At 65.2% G+C, this 18677-nt stretch carries 15 protein-coding genes and 1 rRNA gene; 9 read left to right on the top strand and 7 right to left on the bottom strand.

Annotated features, from left to right (window positions below; translation table 11 throughout):
- Positions 1–102 (top strand): 5S ribosomal RNA (rrf, locus tag NFX52_RS23590); the annotation flags it as partial.
- A gap of 188 nt (positions 103–290) precedes the next feature.
- Here the strand turns inward: rrf and NFX52_RS23585 are convergent.
- The 5 genes from NFX52_RS23585 to NFX52_RS23565 form a co-directional block, all read right to left on the bottom strand.
- Positions 291–1058: a class II glutamine amidotransferase gene (locus NFX52_RS23585; RefSeq protein WP_055397964.1), complete on the bottom strand. Its 768-nt coding sequence runs from the start codon at positions 1056–1058 to the stop codon at positions 291–293.
- Positions 1059–1147: 89 nt separating this feature from the next.
- On the bottom strand, positions 1148–2602 hold the full coding sequence (locus NFX52_RS23580) for a DHA2 family efflux MFS transporter permease subunit (RefSeq protein ID WP_055397966.1): 1455 nt from the start codon (positions 2600–2602) through the stop codon (positions 1148–1150).
- 57 nt (positions 2603–2659) lie between these two features.
- Entirely contained in the window at positions 2660–2848 is a 189-nt protein-coding gene (locus NFX52_RS23575; protein ID WP_010466444.1) for a 4-oxalocrotonate tautomerase, read from the bottom strand.
- A gap of 70 nt (positions 2849–2918) precedes the next feature.
- Positions 2919–3182 (bottom strand): cysteine-rich CWC family protein, encoded by a 264-nt coding sequence (locus NFX52_RS23570; RefSeq protein ID WP_082437423.1) that lies wholly within the window; start codon positions 3180–3182, stop codon positions 2919–2921.
- Positions 3183–3496: 314 nt separating this feature from the next.
- The gene (locus tag NFX52_RS23565; RefSeq protein WP_055397969.1) at positions 3497–5707 is read right to left on the bottom strand and encodes a malate synthase G; all 2211 of its coding nucleotides are present in this window, start codon (positions 5705–5707) and stop codon (positions 3497–3499) included.
- Between the two features lie 283 nt (positions 5708–5990).
- On the opposite strand from NFX52_RS23565, the gene NFX52_RS23560 reads away from it, so the two are divergent.
- The 3 genes from NFX52_RS23560 to NFX52_RS23550 all read left to right on the top strand — a co-directional run bounded on the left by NFX52_RS23560 (position 5991) and on the right by NFX52_RS23550 (position 9669).
- On the top strand, positions 5991–7916 hold the full coding sequence (locus tag NFX52_RS23560; RefSeq protein WP_055397971.1) for an acyl CoA:acetate/3-ketoacid CoA transferase: 1926 nt from the start codon (positions 5991–5993) through the stop codon (positions 7914–7916).
- A gap of 143 nt (positions 7917–8059) precedes the next feature.
- Entirely contained in the window at positions 8060–8992 is a 933-nt protein-coding gene (locus NFX52_RS23555; protein WP_055397973.1) for a LysR family transcriptional regulator, read from the top strand.
- Positions 8993–9021: 29 nt separating this feature from the next.
- Positions 9022–9669, top strand: a complete 648-nt coding sequence (locus NFX52_RS23550; RefSeq protein ID WP_055397975.1) for a response regulator — start codon at positions 9022–9024, stop codon at positions 9667–9669.
- A gap of 147 nt (positions 9670–9816) precedes the next feature.
- Here NFX52_RS23550 and NFX52_RS23545 read toward each other — a convergent pair whose 3' ends face one another.
- Positions 9817–12486 carry a hybrid sensor histidine kinase/response regulator gene (locus tag NFX52_RS23545; protein ID WP_055397977.1) on the bottom strand — a complete coding sequence of 890 codons (2670 nt, stop codon included), beginning with the start codon at positions 12484–12486 and terminating at the stop codon, positions 9817–9819.
- Positions 12487–12716: 230 nt separating this feature from the next.
- Here NFX52_RS23545 and NFX52_RS23540 point away from each other — a divergent pair, with 230 nt between their 5' ends.
- Together NFX52_RS23540 and NFX52_RS23535 are read left to right on the top strand one after the other, a co-directional pair.
- A complete protein-coding gene (locus tag NFX52_RS23540) occupies positions 12717–14084 on the top strand; it encodes a dicarboxylate/amino acid:cation symporter (RefSeq protein WP_055397979.1) in 1368 nt (455 codons plus the stop codon).
- 203 nt (positions 14085–14287) lie between these two features.
- Positions 14288–14734 carry a DUF2214 family protein gene (locus NFX52_RS23535; protein ID WP_055397981.1) on the top strand — a complete coding sequence of 149 codons (447 nt, stop codon included), beginning with the start codon at positions 14288–14290 and terminating at the stop codon, positions 14732–14734.
- 78 nt (positions 14735–14812) lie between these two features.
- Here the strand turns inward: NFX52_RS23535 and NFX52_RS23530 are convergent, their stop codons facing one another.
- Positions 14813–15181, bottom strand: coding sequence for a PsiF family protein (locus NFX52_RS23530; protein WP_055397983.1), 369 nt, complete (start codon positions 15179–15181; stop codon positions 14813–14815).
- Between the two features lie 203 nt (positions 15182–15384).
- On the opposite strand from NFX52_RS23530, the gene argS reads away from it, so the two are divergent.
- From argS to NFX52_RS23515, 3 genes are all read left to right on the top strand, one after another.
- Positions 15385–17094 carry an arginine--tRNA ligase gene (argS, locus tag NFX52_RS23525; protein WP_055397985.1) on the top strand — a complete coding sequence of 570 codons (1710 nt, stop codon included), beginning with the start codon at positions 15385–15387 and terminating at the stop codon, positions 17092–17094.
- A gap of 9 nt (positions 17095–17103) precedes the next feature.
- Entirely contained in the window at positions 17104–17748 is a 645-nt protein-coding gene (locus tag NFX52_RS23520; RefSeq protein WP_055397987.1) for an SPOR domain-containing protein, read from the top strand.
- 80 nt (positions 17749–17828) lie between these two features.
- Positions 17829–18485, top strand: coding sequence for a thiol:disulfide interchange protein DsbA/DsbL (locus NFX52_RS23515; protein ID WP_055397989.1), 657 nt, complete (start codon positions 17829–17831; stop codon positions 18483–18485).
- Positions 18486–18677 lie beyond the last annotated feature (192 nt).

The raw sequence follows: 18677 nt of genomic DNA, 5'->3' as shown, positions 1-18677 counted from the left end.
TAGCAAGTTGGTACCACTCCTTCCCATCCCGAACAGGACAGTGAAACGACTTTGCGCCGATGATAGTGCGGGTTCCCGTGTGAAAGTAGGTCATCGTCAGGCTCTTACAGCCCAGAAAACCCCAGTCTCCAAAGACTGGGGTTTTTTGCTTTGGGGCATGACGCTAATGCAGTGCAGGATGGCTTCGAGAGCGTTGCGTGCCGACTCTCCGGACACTGAAGCTACACGGCCAAAGGCTCCCAACTCGAGAGCAAGCCCCCTTGATCGCATCGCGCGCACAGCGCTAGGGCTTAGACGTCCAGTCTTCTGCCTTCGCAAAACACCAGCAATTCGCTTTTACCAAACGCTGTCCAGGTTTCATTGGTCGTCAGCGGGCTCGTCACTATCACGGCCACTTCGTCTTTTTCATTGGTTTCTCGCGAAAAGTCGAGGCTGACGTCCTCATCGCTCAGTTGCGCCTGGCCAAATGGATACCGGCGCTCCAAGTAGTACAAGCTGGTGGTTGCATGGGACCACAGCGCCTGACCATTCGAGAGCAAGAAATTGAAGGTGCCGTGGGGGCTGATCCGTGCGGCAAGCTCTTTCAGTGTCAAGGTCAGCTCCGGGACGGACGGCACACTGGCATGGGACTTTGCCAACTCCTGCATGATCCAGCAAAAAGCATGTTCGCTGTCGGTGTCGCCCACCGGGCGGAAATGCGAGTGGAGGCGGGGGCGGAAATCCTTCAAATCGCCGTTGTGGGCAAAAACCCAATAGCGTCCCCAGAGTTCACGCACGAAGGGGTGGCAGTTTTGAAGGCTGACAACGCCCTGGGTCGCCTTGCGGATGTGGGCGATGACGTTTTTGCTTTTGATCGGATACCGGCGGATCAGCTCTGCCACCGGGGATTCCACCGCTGCCTGATGGTCTACAAAATGCCGTAGGCCTTTGTCTTCAAAAAAGGCGATGCCCCATCCATCGCTGTGGTGATCCGTCTTTCCTCCCCGTTGCGCAAATCCCGTGAAGCTGAAGGTCACGTCGGTGGGAACATTGCAATTCATGCCGAGCAGTTGGCACATGGGGAGATTCCGTTTCTCTGAAGTCTTGGCGGTGCAGCCAGATCATGCCCGATGCGGTCGAGCGAAGGCGATGGCGATAGGTGGACCGTTCAACGGGGCTTGGCTTGCCGCAGTTGCCAGGCGGCTACCAAGGCCAGCAGGCACAACAAGGTCAGCATCAAAAAGGTTTCGCCGAACGCAGTGATACGGGCCGGGCTGCTGGCGCCCGCGACCAGCGAGGCGCCATGGGCGCTCAATCGCCACTCCAGGACGATGCCACACAGGCTGACGCCGGCTGCCCCGCCCAGCATGCGCAAGAAGCCGATGGTGCTGGAGCCCTGCGAGATAAGTGATTTGTCCAAGGGCCGCATGGCCCCGAGGTTCAACGAGGGCAGGATGAAGCCGAGACCAATGCGGCCCAAAATTGCAAACGCCACCAGCATCCACAATGAAGAGCCCAAGCCCACAAACACCATGAGTCCAAACGAAAGCGCCAGCAAGCCCAGTCCGATGCTGACCAGAAAATGGGTGGGCTGGTGGTCGGCAAGTCGGCCCACCACCGCGATGGTGATGGCAAGGACAAATCCTGCTGGCAGCATGAGCGTACCCACATGTGATGCCGACAAGTCCAGCCCCAACTGCATGAACACTGGCAGCAGATAGGTGGACCCGAACAAGGCCGTACCGTAGATGAATGCCACCACGCTGCCCATGGCGAACTGGCGGTACTGAAACAGGCGCAGATCCATCAGCGGCTTGCGGCCCGTGCGCAGCAACTTGCGCTGCCAAGCAATGAAACACGCGACAGCCACCACCGCTCCCGACAGCAGGCCGAGTGCCTCGGCCACGGAGCCGCCATGCAGCGACACCAGGCCATTGAGCAAGCACAGCGTACCCACAGTGCCCAGCAGGAGCCCGCGCCAGTCCAGTGCCTCACCTTGGCGGTTGGCCTCCACGCCGCCGGGGGCGGTGACGGGCACAAACTTGTAAGCCAACCAGATGGACGCCAGGCAAAGCGGCACCACCATGAAAAAAATCGAGCGCCAGCCAAACCAGTCCACCAGCAAGCCGCCGATGCTGGGCCCGATGGCGGGTGCCAGTACAACGCCCATGCCGAAGATGCCGCTGGCGCGGCCCTGCTCATGGGGTTTGAAGGCGTACAGAATGATGACGGCCGGGATGGGCTGAACAACGCCTGCCGCCAGGCCCTCCGCCACCCGGGCGACCAGCACCAGGCCGAAGTCCTGGGCGAGTCCGCCGCCAATGCCACCCGCCAGCAGCAGCAACATGGCGCCCACGTAGGTGGCGCGGTACCCGTAGCGCGACAGCAGCCAGGGCGTGGTGAGCATCGAGACTGTGGTGGCCACCATGAAGCCCGAGGTGACCCACTGCGCGCGTTCCTGGCCCAGCGTGAAATAGTGGCTCATGTCGGGGATGGCCACGTTCACGATGGTGGATGACATGATCGACGCCATCGTTCCCACCATGACCGACAGCAATACCAGCCAGCGGTAGCGCTCTCCGTAGCGCTCCCTCAAAACGGCCAGCGAGCCTGCCTGGGTCATGGCGTCGCGTGCGTCAAATTTCTGAAACGGCGCGAGGGCGAAAACACTGAGAGCCGCTCAGGTGCGCTCGGACCAGAGCTTGCCGCCCGTGGCCCAGTTTTCGCGCTTTATATCGGTGATGAGAATGTCCACCGACTCGGGCGAGCCGCCCAGGATTTCAACGGAAACGCGGGTGATTTCCTCCACCAGCTTCTTCTTTTGTTCGACCGTGCGGCCTTCCATCATTTCGACGTGGTACGTGGGCATTTCAGCTTCCTTGCAGTAGGGGTGGTTGCACAAACAAAAAACAAAGGCGAAATCATATCGACGCGGGCTGCTACGACGGTGCAAGCGGCGACGACGACGGAGAGGGCGGCCTCCCGCGTGATCCGCAGGCCGGGCAGATACAGGTCTTGCCCCGCTGTTCGGGCCGCAGCGCGGCCAGTGCCTCGGGGGCAACGGTGCCGGGGGCCATGCACCAGCAGCTCTCGGATGGCTGTCCGGCAGTAATTGCGCAGAGGTTTGGGTGCCCGCACAGGGGGCAGACGGATGCGGCGGGCGCATCGGTAGCGCTACTAGCGCTGGGCGAAGGGGAAGTCATGGCGGATTCGGCTTGCAGACGGGTGGCCCGCCACGGGGGCGGGCGTGCCGAGGGCCAGTGTACGGCGCAAGCACATACCCCGCTGCGGAGCGGAACTGGTTGAACCCTCTGCCATGGGCCGATTCCCTCGGACCTGTCGCACGTTCGTAAACCAACTTTGGTTTGTGCGCTGCGAGGTGGGGATGGGTTGAAAGAAAGCTTCAAACAAAAATAGCTGCTAGCGCTTTACTATCAAGCGCAAGCAGCTATAAAAAACTGAGCAATCGTCTCATTGAAGCGCGCGCGATGCCCACGCGCGCGTCACCGCCTGCTGCTCAGGCTGCCTGCGCCGCCTTCAGCTTCAGGCGCCAGGCGTGCAGCAGCGGCTCGGTGTAGCCGCTCGGCTGCTCTTCGCCCTTGAGCACCAGGTCCAGCGCTGCACGGTAGGCGTAGCTGGTGTCAAAGTGGCCCGCCATCGGCTGGTACAGAGGGTCGCCAGCGTTCTGGCCGTCCACCACGGCGGCCATCCGTTCGAAGGTCTCCTTCACTTGTGCATGCGTCACCACGCCGTGCAGCAGCCAGTTGGCCATGTGCTGGCTGCTGATGCGCAGCGTGGCGCGGTCTTCCATCAGGCCCACGTTGTGGATGTCGGGCACCTTGGAGCAGCCCACGCCCTGATCCACCCAGCGAACCACGTAGCCCAGGATGCCCTGTGCGTTGTTGTCCAGCTCCTGCTGCTTTTCAGCGTCTGTCCAGTTCGGGTTGGCGGTGACGGGGATGGTCAGCAGGCCGGTCAGCAGGTTGTCGCGCTCGGCATTCACGTCGGTCTTTTCCAGCTCGATCTGAATGTCGCTCACCTTCACCTGGTGGTAATGCAGCGCGTGCAGCGTGGCGCCCGTGGGGCTGGGCACCCAGGCGGTGTTGGCACCGGCCTTGGGGTGGGCGATCTTCTGCTTGAGCATCTCGGCCATCAGGTCGGGCATGGCCCACATGCCCTTGCCGATCTGCGCCTTGCCGCGCAGGCCACAGCTCAGGCCCACGAGCACGTTGTTCTTCTCGTACGACTGGATCCAGGCGCTGGTCTTCATGTCGCCCTTGCGCACCATGGGGCCGGCGTGCATGGCGGTGTGCATCTCGTCGCCGGTGCGGTCCAGGAAGCCGGTGTTGATGAACGCCACGCGGCTCGATGCGGCAGCGATGCAGGCCTTGAGGTTGACGGACGTGCGGCGCTCTTCGTCCATGATGCCCAGCTTGACGGTGCTGTCGGGCAGGCCCAGCAGCTTCTCGACACGGCCGAAGAGTTCAGCGGCAAAGCCTACTTCGGCGGGGCCGTGCATCTTGGGCTTGACGATATAGACGCTGCCCTTGCGGGAGTTGCGAATTCCGTTGGCGCCATGGCCTTGCAGGTCGTGCAATGCGATAGCCGTTGTGACCACTGCATCCATGATGCCTTCGGGGATCTCGCGCTGCGTGCCCTGCGCGTCGGTCCACAGGATGGCCGGGTTGGTCATCAGGTGGCCCACATTGCGCAGGAACATCAGCGAGCGGCCATGCAGGCGCAGTTCGCCGCCTTGGGGGGCCGTGTAAACACGGTCAGGGTTCAGTCCGCGCGTGAAGGTCTTGCCGCCCTTGGCGACCTGCTCGGTCAGCGTGGCCTGGATGATGCCCAGCCAGTTGCTGTAGCCCAGCACCTTGTCTTCGGCGTCCACGGCGGCCACGGAGTCTTCCAGGTCCAGGATGGTGGAGAGGGCCGCTTCCAGCACCAAGTCGCTCACGCCCGCAGCGTCGCTCTGGCCGATGGGGGTAGACCGGTCGATCTGAATATCCAGGTGCAGGCCGTTGTGCTGCAGCAGCACCGATGAGGGCGCTGCTGCGCTCCCCTGGTAGCCCTTGAACTGCGATGCGTCCTTGAGGCCCGTGGTGCTGCCATTGGCCAGTGACACGACCAGCTGGCCGCCTTCCACCTTGTAGCCCGTCGAATCCTTGTGGGAGCCTGCAGCCAAAGGCGCGGTGTCATCCAGCACTTGGCGCGCAAACGCGATCACCTTGGCGCCGCGCACCGGGTTGTAGCCCTTGCCCTTTTCGGCGCCGCCTTCTTCGCTGATGGCATCCGTGCCATACAACGCGTCATACAGGCTGCCCCAGCGCGCGTTGGCGGCGTTCAATGCGTAGCGTGCGTTCAGGATGGGCACCACCAGCTGCGGGCCGGCCTGCGTGGCCAGCTCGTCGTCCACGTTGGCGGTGGTCGCCTTCACGTCGGCGGGCTGGGGCACCAGGTAGCCGATCTTTTCGAGGAAGCTGCGGTAGGCCACCATGTCCTTGATGGGGCCGGGGTTGGCCTTGTGCCAGGTGTCCAGCTCGGTCTGCAGGCGGTCGCGCTCGGCCAGCAGGGCGATGTTGCGCGGGGCCAAGTCCGACACGATGGCGTCAAAGCCCTTCCAGAAGGCGGCGGCATCGACACCCGTGCCGGGCAGCACCTTGTCTTCGACAAAGCGGTACAGGGAGGTGGCCACTTGCAGGCCGTGGATTGCGGTGCGGTCGGTCATGAGGGTGCCTAAAGAGTTGAGTTGTTGAAACGTGGATCAAAGAAATGTCGGACCTTGGCGAGAAGGCCATGGACAGACTGTATTGCAAATGTTTGCCCACATAAATACGCTGAAAAGCTCGAAACCAGTGACTTTTACGCAAAACTGGCGACAGTCCGTAGTTGCACGGAATGGCGCACCGGCCGGTTAAGCACTACGCTGCGCGAAGAGCCAGGGCGGCCCCGCAACCTATTGCGAGGCCGTGACCTGGCTCATAAAAATAACCCCACCGGGAGACAAATCCATGCAGGCACCCCTGGCCGCTGGCGCGCTGAATGCTGCCTACAAGAACAAGATCGTCAGCGCCGCCGATGCGGTGCAGCTCATCCACGACGGCGATACCGTGGCCACCGGCGGCTTTGTGGGCATCGGCTTTGCCGAGAGCATTGCCGTGGCGCTGGCCCAGCGCTGGGAGTCCACGCAAACCCCGCGCGACCTCACGCTGGTCTACGCCGCAGGGCAGGGCGATGGCAAGCAGCGTGGCCTCAACCACCTGGGCCACGCGGGTCTGCTCAAGCGCGTGATCGGTGGGCACTGGGGCCTGGTGCCGCGCATCCAGAAGCTGGCGGTGGACAACCAGATCGAGGCCTGGAACCTGCCCCAGGGCGTGATCACGCATTTGTTCCGCGACATCGCTGCGGGCAAGCCCGGCACGCTCACGCGCGTGGGTCTCGATACCTTTGTGGACCCGCGCCACGGCGGCGGCAAGCTCAACGCGCGCACCACCGAAGACCTGGTGCGCGTGCTGCCCATTGACGGGCAGGACTACCTGTTCTACAAGGCCTTCCCCATCCACGTGGGCATCATCCGCGCGACCACGGCCGACGCGGACGGCAACCTCACCATGGAGCGCGAGGCACTCACGCTCGAAGCGCTGGCGATTGCCATGGCGGCACGCAACTCGGGCGGCGTGGTCATTGCGCAGGTCGAACGCATCGCCGAGCGTGGGTCGCTCAACCCCCGCCAGGTCAAGGTGCCGGGCGTGCTGGTCGACGCCGTGGTGCTGGCCACCGAGCCCGCGCACCACCACCAGACCTTTGCCGAGCCCTACAGCGCCGCCTTTGCCGGTGAGCTGCGCGTGCCCATGGACACCCTGGAGGCGATGCCACTCACCGAGCGCAAGATCATCGCCCGCCGCGCGGCGCTGGAGCTGCGCCCGCACCAGGTGGTGAACTTAGGGATAGGCATGCCCGAGGGCGTGGCCAATGTGGCGGCCGAGGAGCGCATCATCGACCTCGTCACCCTCACGGCCGAACCCGGCGTGATCGGCGGCATCCCGGCGGGCGGCCTGAACTTCGGCGCGGCGGTGAACCCGCAGGCCATCATCGACCAGCCCAACCAGTTCGACTTCTACGACGGTGGAGGCCTCGACATCGCCATCCTGGGCCTGGCGCAGGCCGACCAGCACGGCAACCTCAACGTGAGCAAGTTCGGGCCGCGCCTGGCGGGTGCGGGCGGCTTCATCAACATCAGCCAGAACGCCAAGACCGTGGTGTTTGTCGGCACCTTCACGGCAGGCGCGCTGCAGGTGGAGGCCGTCGACGGCCACCTGCACATCCTGCACGAAGGGGGCGCACGCAAGTTCGTTCGCGAGGTGGAGCACCGCACCTTCAGCGGCGCCGAAGCCCTGCGGCGCGGCCAGCGCGTGCTGTATGTGACGGAGCGCTGCGTGTTCCGCCTCGTGCCCTCGGGCGATGCGGAGGGCGGCGGCGCGCTGGAGCTGATCGAGCTGGCGCCCGGCATCGACCTGTACCGCGACGTGCTCGCCCACATGTCCTTCACGCCGCGCATCAGCCCTGGTTTGCAGACCATGGACATGCGCCTGTTCGAGCCCGGCCCGCTGGGCTTGCGCGAGCAGTTGCTCAACCGCCCGCTGGTGCAGCGCTTCGAGCTGGACGCCGCACGCCAACTGCTGCACATCGACTTCTCGGGCCTGCAGATCACCACGGCCAGCACCATCGCCGCCATCGACCAGGAGGTGCGCCACCTGCTGGCCCCGCTCGCCACGCGTGGCGAACGCGTGGCGGTGATCGTGAACTACGACCACTTCACCATCGCGCCCGACCTGGCGGATGCCTACACCGCCATGGTGCAGGGCCTCACGCGCGACCACTACGCGGAGGTCAAGCGCTACGGCACCGTGGGGTTTCTCAAGTCCCGATTGACCTGATTGCTATATTAATGATAGCTATCAAGGCGATGTGGTCGAGCGCAAGGGCCTGTTTTTGCTTCAGGTTTTTCAGCCACCGGGTGCTTCCGCGCTGCAGCGGCCGGGTGCAGGCCCCCGCGTAGATGTCTCCATAATCACCGCCCATGGACAAACTCAAGGCCTTCGAATCCTTTGTATCGGTGGCCACACGCGGCAGCCTCACCGCAGCCGCCAAGGCCGAGGGTGTGGCACCCGCCATCATGGGGCGGCGGCTCGATGCGCTCGAAGAGCACCTGGGCGTGAAGCTCTTGGTGCGCACCACACGCCGCATCAGCCTCACGCACGAGGGCAGCGCGTTCCTGGAAGACTGCCAGCGCCTGCTGTCCGACGTGGCCAATGCCGAGGCCAGCGTGTCGGAGGGCGGCGTCAAGGCCACGGGCCATTTGCGCATCACCGCCCCGGCTGGTTTTGGCCGCCGCCATGTGGCGCCGCTGGTGCCGCGTTTCCGCTCGGCGCACCCCGATGTGACCATCTCTCTCAACCTCAGCGACCGCGTGGTGGACCTGGCTGGCGAAGGTTTTGACTGCGCCGTGCGCGTGGGCGATTTGCCCGATTCGTCGCTGGTGAGCGTGCGCATTGCCGACAACCGCCGCCTGTGCGTGGCCACACCCGAATACCTGGCCCGGCGCGGCACCCCGCGCGCCCCGGCCGAGCTGGTGCAGCACGACTGCCTCACGCTGTCGAGCGACGCCTCGCAGACGCGCGGCTGGGCGTTCAGGGTGCCGCACGCCGATGGCTCCACCGAGGTCATGCACCTCAAGCCCGGCGGGCCGCTCGACTGCTCCGACGGCCAGGTGCTGCACGACTGGTGCCTTGGTGGCTGGGGCATTGCCTGGCGCAGCACCTGGGAGGTCGAGGCCGAGATCGCCGCAGGCCGACTGGTGGCGGTACTGGAGGACTTTGCCGCCCCGCCCAATGGCATCTACGTGGTCTTCCCCCAGCGCAAACACCTGCCGCTGCGCGTGCGGCTGTGGATCGAGCACCTCAAGCACCAGTACGCACAGCCCGCGTTCTGGAAAGGTCCCCAGGGCGGCTGACCGCCCTGCCATGGCAGACTGCGCATTCCATGTCCTCCGCGCCCACGCTCCTCGTTGCTGACGACCACCCCCTGTTCCGAGCCGCCGTGCTGCATGTGCTGCAGGGGCGTCTACCGCAGTTCCGCACGCTGGAGGCGGCCAGCGCCGCCACGCTGGGCCAGGCGTTGCAGGACCACCCCGAGGTCGAGCTAGTGCTGCTGGACCTGAGCATGCCCGGCACGCGCGGCTTCTCGGCCCTGCTGCATGTGCGCGGCGAATACCCCGAGCTGCCCGTGGTCATCATTTCGTCCAACGACCACCCCCGCGTCATCCGCCGCGCGCAGCAGTTTGGTGCTGCGGGCTTCATCCCCAAGTCTGCGCCTGCCGACGCCATGGGCGACGCCATTCAGGCCGTGCTGGACGGCGGCAGCTGGTTCCCGCCCATGGCGGCCGAGCGCTCCGAGGCCGACGCCGAGTTGGCCGCGCGGCTCGCGCAGCTCACGCCCCAGCAGTTCCGCGTGCTGCTGTGCCTGGCCGACGGGCTGCTCAACAAGCAGATCGCCGCCGCGCTGGGGTTGGCGGAGAACACGGTGAAGGTGCACGTCACCGCCATCCTGAAAAAGCTCGCGTGCTACAGCCGCACGCAGGCGGCGGTGCTGGTCAAAAGCCTGGAGACGGAAGACGGCGTGTCTTCCTGAGGTGGAGATCTGCATCAAAACGGCCGCTGTCGCTTATTCAAAAAGCCCTGGCAGCTACTAAAAGCGTAGCGACGAGCGCAGCCTATCCAACCGGGCGCAGCACCCTGCGCGAGGCGCCGTGCAAGGGCCGCCCCGCCGCGCAGCGGCTCAGGGGGATGCTCCCTGTCTCAGCAGCGTCTGGCTCACCAGCGCCCGCAGCGCGGGCGCCCGCACCGGCTTGGCCAGAAGGCCCCAGCCGCGCTCGGCGGCCTGGCGGCGCAATGTGGCGTCGCGGTCGGCGGTGACCAGGATCACGGCGGGCGTCTGGCCCCAGCGCTGGCACAGCTGCGCGAACACTTCAGGGCCGTGGAGGCCGGCGCCCAGGTGCACGTCCAGCAGCACCAGCTGCGGTGCCTGGCCGGGCTGGGCTGCGGCCAGGGCCTCGGGCGCGCCAGCGGCTAGCGGCACCGTGCACCCCCAGCGCTGCAGTAGGGCCTGCGTGGCGGCGCAGGTGGGGCCGTCGTCCTCAATCACCCAGGCGCTGCTGCCTTGCAGGGGGGCATCGTCGGCGGGTTGCTGTGTGGTGGCAGGGGCGGCAGCCTGCTGCACAGCCGCCGGGTTGCCCAGCGGCACACACACCCAGAACACGCTGCCGCGCCCCAGTTGCGAGCGCAGGCCAATCTCGTGCCCCAGCAGGCGGCCCAGGCGTTCGACGATGGCCAGGCCCAGGCCTGCGCCCCGGTCGTCGGCGCGGCCTTCGTCCAGACGGCGGAACTCTTCGAAAATTTCACGCTGCAGAGCCTCGGGGATGCCGGGGCCCTGGTCATGCACTTCGATGCGCAGGTGGTCATTGCCCACCCTGCGGCAGCCCACCACGATGCGCCCCCGCCGGCTGTAGCGGATGGCGTTGGAGACAAAGTTCTGCAGGATGCGGCGCAGCAGGTTGTCGTCGGTGCGCACCACGGCGCGCGTGGGCACGCAGCGCAGTTGCAGGCCCTGGCTTTCGGCCAGCACGCCAAAGTTGTGGCCCAGCACCTGCAAGAGTGGCCCTAGGGCCACGTCGTGGATGTGCACATCGAACTGGCCCGATTCCATGCGCGAGATGTCGAGCAGGCTGTTGAGGATGGCGTCCTGCGCGGCCAGGGCGCCGTCGATGCTGTCCACGGCGTGCCGTTCGGCGTCGCCTGGCAGATGGCTGCGCAGCAGCGAGGTGAACATGCGCGCGGCGTTCAGGGGCTGCAGCAGATCGTGCACGGCGGCGGCCACAAAGCGGGTCTTGGAGCGGTTGGCCTGCTCGGCCTCGCGCCGCGCGGCGTCCAGGTCGCGGGTGCGGTCGGCCACGCGCTGCTCCAGCGCATCGGCCAGCGATCGCAGCTCGCGTGCGGCGTTCTTGTAGCTAGTGATGTCGGCGTAGCTGGTCACAAAACCGCCTTCGGGCAGCGGGTTGCCCCGGATCTCCAGCACCGTGCCGTCGTCCTTAGCGCTTTCGTGCAGGTGTGGAGTGCCGCTGCGCAGGTGGGCCAGCCGTCGTGCGATGGCCTCATCCACCGGGCCTGGCCCCAGCAGGCCCCGGCGCGCGTTGTGGCGCAGCAGGTCGGCAATGGGCTGGCCCACGCGCATCAGGTCTGCCGGGAAGCGAAACAGCTGCACATAGCGCGAGTTCCAGGCCACCAGGTTCAGGTCGGCGTCGATGATGACCACGCCCTGCGGCAGATGTTCCAGGCTGCGCGAGAGGCCCGTGTCGGTCTGCTGGGCGGCCTGCTGCGCCGCCTGCACGATGCCGTCCTGCGCGGTGCGAAGCTCCTGGGCGTGCTGGCGCAGCACGGTCTCCAGCTCCTGGCGGCTGCGCTGGCGCAGGCTGGACAGGCGCTGGCGCTGGCGCACAAACAGCACGAGCAGGCCCAGCGCCAGCCAGCCGCCCGCGCCTGCCGCAGCGGCCCAGCGGCTGTCCGCGAAGCTGCTATGTGTCTCGTGCAGCAGGTGCAGCTGCCACGGGGTGCCGGGCAGGGGCTGGGTCCGCCACAGCACGCGGCCGGGCAGGGCAGGGGCCTGCACGCTGACCAGCCGACCGCCAGTGTCCAGGGCTTCCACCACGCGGACTTCCAGCGGGCGCAGCGGCTGGTCGGCGTACTGCCGGGTGGCGTTCAGTTCGCGGCGTTCCTCATCGTCCAGTGGCTCCAGCAGGCGGTAGCGCCACGCATCCTGGCTGGCCAAAAAAACCACGCCATGCGCGTCCGACGCCAGCACGATGTCGGTGGTCTGCAGCCATTCCCGTTCCAGCTCCTGCAGTGCGATCTTGATGGCCACCAGGCCCAGCGTCTGGCCCTGGTCGTCGTGGATGGCCTGAGACAGAAAGTAGCCCGGCTCGCCCGTGGTCACGCCAATGCCATAGAAGCTGCCGCGCCCCTGGGCCAGCGCCTGCTGCACGTAGGGGCGAAAGCTGTAGTCCACGCCCACGTTGCTGGTGGCCGTACGCCAGTTGCTGGCGGCCACGGCCAGGCCGTCGCGGTTGAGCAGGGTAAGGGTGGAGGATTGGCTGGCACCGTTGGCCTGCTCCAGCTTGCGGTTGAGCTGCTCCCCATCGGCCGCACTCAGTGGGTGGGTCAGCGCGTTGCGCAGCTGTGCATCCAGCGCCAGCACTTCGGGCAGGGTGCGGTAGCGGTCGATACGCTGGGCCAGAGCCTGGCCGTAGAGCGCCAGTTGGCCCTGCACGCTGCGGTTTTCTTCCTGCAGTGAACGCTGCCAGGCCCATTGGCCGGCGATGAACATGCTGCCCACCATGCCCCCAAGCAGGATCAGCAGGGTCCAGAATTTTCGGAGGCGGGGCGTCATCGTCATGGGGAAAATTTGTTCCTGGCGCGGTCCGTAGGCTGGGATGTTGCGGGGAGCGAGTGTGCCGCATCCCGGCCAGGTGCTAGGTGTTTTCCCTATATTGGGGCAAGCGGCGCCCTATGGCGGTGCCCCTGACTAATACCAATAGGTTATCGGCTCAAACAGCGTGCGGCGGTACAAACGGCACCCTCGACGCACCCCGGTGGTGCAGTCGTTCGTGATTTCAGGAGACCTCCATGCACGCCATTTCCGCCCCCACAGCCCACCCCGTGCGGCTGCCTTTTTACCGGCAGCTGTATTTCCAGGTGGTGCTCGCCATCGTCCTGGGTGTCTTGCTCGGGCATTTTGAACCCGCCTATGGCGAGGCGCTCAAGCCGCTGGGTGATGCCTTCATCAAGCTGGTCAAGATGATCATCGCGCCGGTGATCTTCCTGACCATCGTGACCGGCATTGCGGGCATGTCGCAGCTGAGCAGCGTGGGCCGCGTGTTTGGCAAGGCCATGGCGTACTTTTTGTTCTTCTCCACGCTGGCCCTGGTGGTGGGTCTGGTGGTGGCCAACGTGGTGCAGCCCGGCGCGGGCATGAACATCAACGTCGCCGATCTGGACCAGACGGCCGTGAAGAGCTACGTGGCCAAGTCGCATGAGATGAGCCTGACCGGGTTTGCGATGGACATCATCCCCAAGACGCTGGTCAGCCCCTTCGTGGGCGACAACATCCTGCAGGTGCTGCTCGTGGCCGTGCTGTTTGGCGTGGGCCTGGCACTGGTGGGTGAGGCGGGCCGTCCGGTGCAGCATTTTCTGGAAGCGCTGACCACCCCCGTGTTCAAGGTGGTGGGCATTGTGATGAAGGCCGCGCCCATCGGTGCGTTCGGCGCCATGGCGTTCACCATCGGCAAGTTTGGCCTGGGTTCGCTGGTCAATCTGGCCTGGCTGGTGGGCTCGTTCTACATCACCTCGCTGCTGTTCGTTGTGGTCATCCTGGGCTTTGTGACCCGGCTGTGCGGCTTCTCGGTGTTCAAGCTGTGCCGCTACCTCAAGGCCGAGCTGATGCTGGTGCTGGGCACCTCGTCGTCTGAATCCGCCTTGCCCTCGCTGATGGAAAAGATGGAAAAGGCCGGTTGCAGCAAGTCGGTGGTGGGGCTGGTGGTGCCCACGGGCTATTCCTTCAACCTGGACGGCACCAACATCTACATGACGCTGGCCGCGCTGTTCATCGCCCAGGCCACGAACACCGAACTGACGCTGGGTCACCAGGTGGCGTTGCTGCTGGTGGCGATGCTCAGCTCCAAAGGCGCAGCAGGCGTGACCGGTGCAGGCTTCATCACCCTGGCCGCCACCCTGGCCGTGGTGCCTGAAGTGCCGGTGGCCGGCATGGCGCTGATTCTGGGTGTGGACCGCTTCATGAGCGAATGCCGCTCGCTGACCAACTTTATTGGTAACGCCGTGGCCACCGTGGTGGTATCCCGTTGGGAAAACGCGCTGGACCATGAGCGCCTGGATGCCGCGCTGAACGGTCATCCCCTGCCCGCCCCGGCCACTGCCATGGCTCCGGTGGTGCCTGCGGATGTGCCCGCAGGCGCGATGGCCCGCACGGTGGCCTGATCGCGTCCGCTCCGGTGTTCGGTCAAAGCGGCGCAGGCCCTCGGGTCTGCGCCGCTTTTTTTGGGGGGACGCAATGCGGTGGCACACATACCGGCATGCCGCGTTGCGCGGCGGTCGCGAAATTCCTCAAGCAAAATGGCGGCCACCCGGGTTTCAGAAAAGCAGCGCGCACTGAGGTCCTGGGTTTTGCAAAGGAAACCCCCATGACCCTCGAAGCCGTCCTCGCCGCCCTGCACCTGGTGGCCATCCTGACCTTTGTGGTCTTTTTATCGAGCCAGGCGGCGCTGTGCCGCATGGAGTGGATGAACGCCGCTGTGGTCGAGCGTCTGGCGCGGCTGGATGTGATCTACGGTGTGGCAGGGGCGCTGATGATCGCCAGCGGCGTGGCGCGTGTCCTCTGGGGCATCAAGGGGGCTTCGTGGTATCTCTCGCAGCCGCTGTTTCACATCAAAATCACCATCATTCTGGTCATGATTCTCCTGTCCTTCTGGCCTTCGCTGGTGTTTCGCCGCTGGCGCCATGCCCTGCGCAGCACGGGGGCACTGCCAGCGGCGCAGGAGGTGGCCAAGGTACGCCGCCTCGTGATGATCCAGTCCCACGTGTTGCCCGTGGTGGCGGTGATCGCGGTGTTCTGGGCGCGGGGCTGGTAGGCGTCGCAAGAAAGACCTTCCGCCCAGAAAAAAGCCGCTGACCCTCACGGGCAGCGGCTTTCTTTGTTTTGGCAGGGCTTATTTGTTCTTCAAGCATTCGCTCATGAAGGCCTTGCGCTCGTCGCCCTTGAGCGTCTTGGCTTTTTCGTCGGCGTTGCAGGCCTTCATCTTGTTTTGCTGGGTTTCTGGCTTGTTGCTCAGGCAGGTCTTCATGAAAGCCTTGCGCTCGTCGCCCTTCTTGTCCGCCGCTTCCGCATTGCAGGTGGCCATGCGGGTCTGCTGCTTGGTGGGCGCGGCGGCCGATGCCGCAGGCGCTGCCGGCGTGGCGGGGGTTGCTGCCGTGGCCGGGGCGGCGGCCTTGGCTCCGGCGGCAGGGGCGTCGGCAGCGTGGGCTGCGCCGAACGAAAGGACCAGGCTCAGGGCTGTCAGGGAGAGAAGCTTGTTCATAGGGGCTCCAGTAGAGTGTGGCATCTGACGCAACCTGCGTCGGATTGCCCGATTACAACGTATGCCCTGGAGACGGGGCTGACACGCCGCAGGCCAGGCCATGATTCTTTACGATCTGTTGCGTACTGGCTGCGCAGGGCTGCTTTGGCGGTGCTGGCGGCATGCTCGGTGGGCGCCCCGGCCCGGCCCCGTAAAATCCGCCGATGCTCACAGCCAAAAATGAATTGCTCGCTGCGCTTGCAGCCGAGCTGGAAGTCCTGTCCCCTGGCGCTGGCGCCAAGGCGGCGTTTGAATCCCCCAAGGTGGCGGCCCATGGCGACTTCGCCTGCACCGCCGCCATGCAACTGGCCAAGCCGCTCAAGCTCAATCCCCGCGCCTTGGGTGAACAGCTCAAGGCCGCACTGGAGGCCACGCCCGCCTTCACCCGCTGGGTGGATGCCATTGAAATCGCCGGACCGGGCTTTCTGAACATCCGCTTGAAGCCCGCCGCCAAGCAGGAAGTCGTGCGCGAGGTGCTGGCCACTGGCGAGCGTTTCGGCTATCAACCCGACAACGGCCAGCGCGTGCTGGTCGAGTTTGTCTCGGCCAACCCCACCGGCCCCCTGCACGTGGGCCACGGCCGCCAAGCTGCTCTAGGCGATGCCATCTGCAACCTGTTCAGCACCCAGGGCTGGAAGGTGCACCGCGAGTTCTATTACAACGACGCGGGCGTGCAGATCGATACGCTGACCAAGAGCACGCAGCTGCGCGCCAAGGGCTTCAAGCCCGGCGACGACTGCTGGCCCACCGACAGCGACAACCCGCTGGCCAAGAACTTCTACAACGGTGACTACATCGCCGACATTGCCGAGGCCTTCAAGGCCAAGGCTACGGTGAAGGCCGACGACCGCGAGTTCACGGCCAACGGCGACGTAGAGGACTACGACAACATCCGCCAGTTCGCAGTGGCCTACCTGCGCAACGAGCAGGACAAGGACCTGCAGGCGTTCAACCTGCACTTTGACGAGTACTACCTCGAATCCAGCCTGTACACCAGCGGCCGCGTGGAAGCCACGGTGAACAAGCTCATTGCCAACGGCAAGACCTACGAGCAGGACGGCGCGCTGTGGCTCAAGAGCACTGACTACGGCGACGACAAGGACCGCGTCATGCGCAAGCAGGACGGCACGTTCACCTACTTCGTGCCCGACGTGGCCTACCACATCGCCAAATGGGAGCGCGGCTTCACGAAGGTCGTCAACATCCAGGGCACTGACCACCACGGCACCATTGCCCGCGTGCGCGCGGGCCTGCAAGCGGCCGACGTGGGCATTCCGCAGGGCTACCCCGACTATGTGCTGCACACGATGGTGCGTGTGGTCAAGGGCGGTGAAGAGGTCAAGATCAGCAAGCGCGCAGGCAGCTACGTCACGCTGCGCGACCTGATCGAATGGACCAGCAAGGACGCCGTGCGTTTCTTCTTGCTCTCCCGCAAGCCCGATACCGAGTACACCTTCGACGTGGACCTGGCCGTGGCCCAGAACAACGACAACCCCGTGTACTACGTGCAGTACGCGCATGCCCGCATCCAGTCGGTGCTGCGCGCTTGGCAAGAGGCTGGCGGTGGCGACGTGGCTTCGCTGCACGATATTGATCTGTCGGCTCTCGAAGGCCCACAGGCCCAGGCGCTGATGCTGCAGCTGGCCAAGTACCCCGAAATGCTCACGGCTGCGGCCGACGGCGAAGCCCCGCACGATGTGACCTTCTACCTGCGCGACCTTGCCGCCAGCTACCACAGCTACTACGACGCCGAGCGCATCCTGGTGGACGACGAGGCCGTGAAGAAGGCTCGCCTGGCGCTGGTCGCCGCCACCGCGCAGGTATTGCACAATGGCTTGGCCGTGCTGGGCGTGTCGGCTCCAGCCAGAATGTAAGCAGTCACTATGAAGAAACAACAGACGGGCGGGACCATTGTCGGCTTTATCGTTGGGGTCATCGTAGGCCTGGGCGCTGCCTTGGCTGTGGCGGTGTACGTGACCAAGGTACCGGTGCCCTTCCTCAACAAGGGCAATGGCCGGGGCGTGGACATGGACGCCGCCGAGACCCAGAAGAACAAGAACTGGGATCCCAATTCGCCTTTGTATGGCAAGAACCCGGCTCGCCCGGCAGCCCCGCCCGCTGTGGCTGCCTCGGCGCCCACTCCAGCCGCGCCGGATGCGCGGGCTGTGGCATCGGCTCCCGCGCCCAAGCCCGCTGCCAGCAAGCCCGAGGCCAAGGCTGAAACCAAGCCCGGCGCCGACCCGCTGGGCGATCTGGCCGTGGCCAAGGCTGCTGCCAAGGGCAATCTGGACCCGTTCGACTACTTTGTCCAGGCCGGGGCTTTCCGCACCCAGGCGGACGCCGATGCGCAGCGCGCCAAGCTGGCCATGCTGGGCTGGGAGGCCCGCGTGAGCGAGCGTGAGCAGAATGGCCGGGCGGTGTTCCGCGTGCGTGTGGGGCCGTTCACCAAACGCGACGACGCCGAGCAGCTCAAGGAGAAGCTCGATGGTGCCGGGCTGGAGTCGGCGCTGGTGCGCGTGCAGCGCTGACGCGCCAGACTTCGGGTGGCTGAACTTTTTGCGGGGGCATGGCTCACATCCCCCAGACCTGTAACAGGAGAGTCTTTGTCATGAAACGCCGTGAGTTTTCTTTGTCCGCCGCCTCGGCGGTAGCCGCTTCCGCCCTGACGTTGCCAGTGGCCACCCCCGCGCTGGCTCAGGCCCGCCAGTTCAAGGAGGGCAAGGACTTCCGGCGGCTGGACAAGCCGGTAGCGCCCGACGCGCCTGCGGGCAAGGTCGATGTGATCGAGTTCTTCTGGTACAGCTGCCCCCACTGCAACGCCTTTGAACCCGCGCTCGACGCCTGGGTCAAGGCCGCCCCCAAGGACCTCTCCGTCCGTCGTATGCCGGTGGCCTTCAACGCGAGCTTTGTGCCCCAGCAGAAGTTGTACTACGCCCTGGAAGGCATGGGCAAGCTCGAAGCCCTGCACGCCAAGGTGTTCCGCGCCATCCATGTGGAAAAGCAGAAGCTGGCCAAGGACGACGAAATTTTTGCCTGGGTGGCCCAACAGGGTGTGGACGCCGCCAAGTTCAAGGAAATCTACACCTCGTTCAGCGTGTCCAACCAGGTTCGCCGTGCTTCGCAACTGCAGGACGCCTACGGTGTGGAGGGCGTGCCCTCGATGGGTGTGGCGGGCAAGTTCTACACCGATGGCACCATGGCGGGCAGCATGCAGAACGTGCTGCAGGTGGTGGAACATTTGGCGACAGTGGCCCGCAAAGGCTGACGGTTTTCGCCCGGCCGCCGGTTCCCATTGGCAAAAGCCCGCACATGCGGGCTTTTTTCATGGAGGTGACCCGTCCTACCCAGCGTTGACACGTGGACCTTTCAAAAGGGCATGTGTCATGGAATCGAGTGTCAAACGCACGCAGCGCGACTACACGCTGGCCTTTAAATTGGCGGTGGTGGAGCAGGTAGA

The sequence above is a fragment of the Acidovorax facilis genome, from assembly GCF_023913775.1.
In the GTDB taxonomy this organism is placed as follows: domain Bacteria; phylum Pseudomonadota; class Gammaproteobacteria; order Burkholderiales; family Burkholderiaceae_C; genus Acidovorax; species Acidovorax facilis.
The sequence above is the reverse complement of the archived record's forward strand: the minus strand, read 5'-3'. Positions and strand labels throughout refer to the sequence as shown.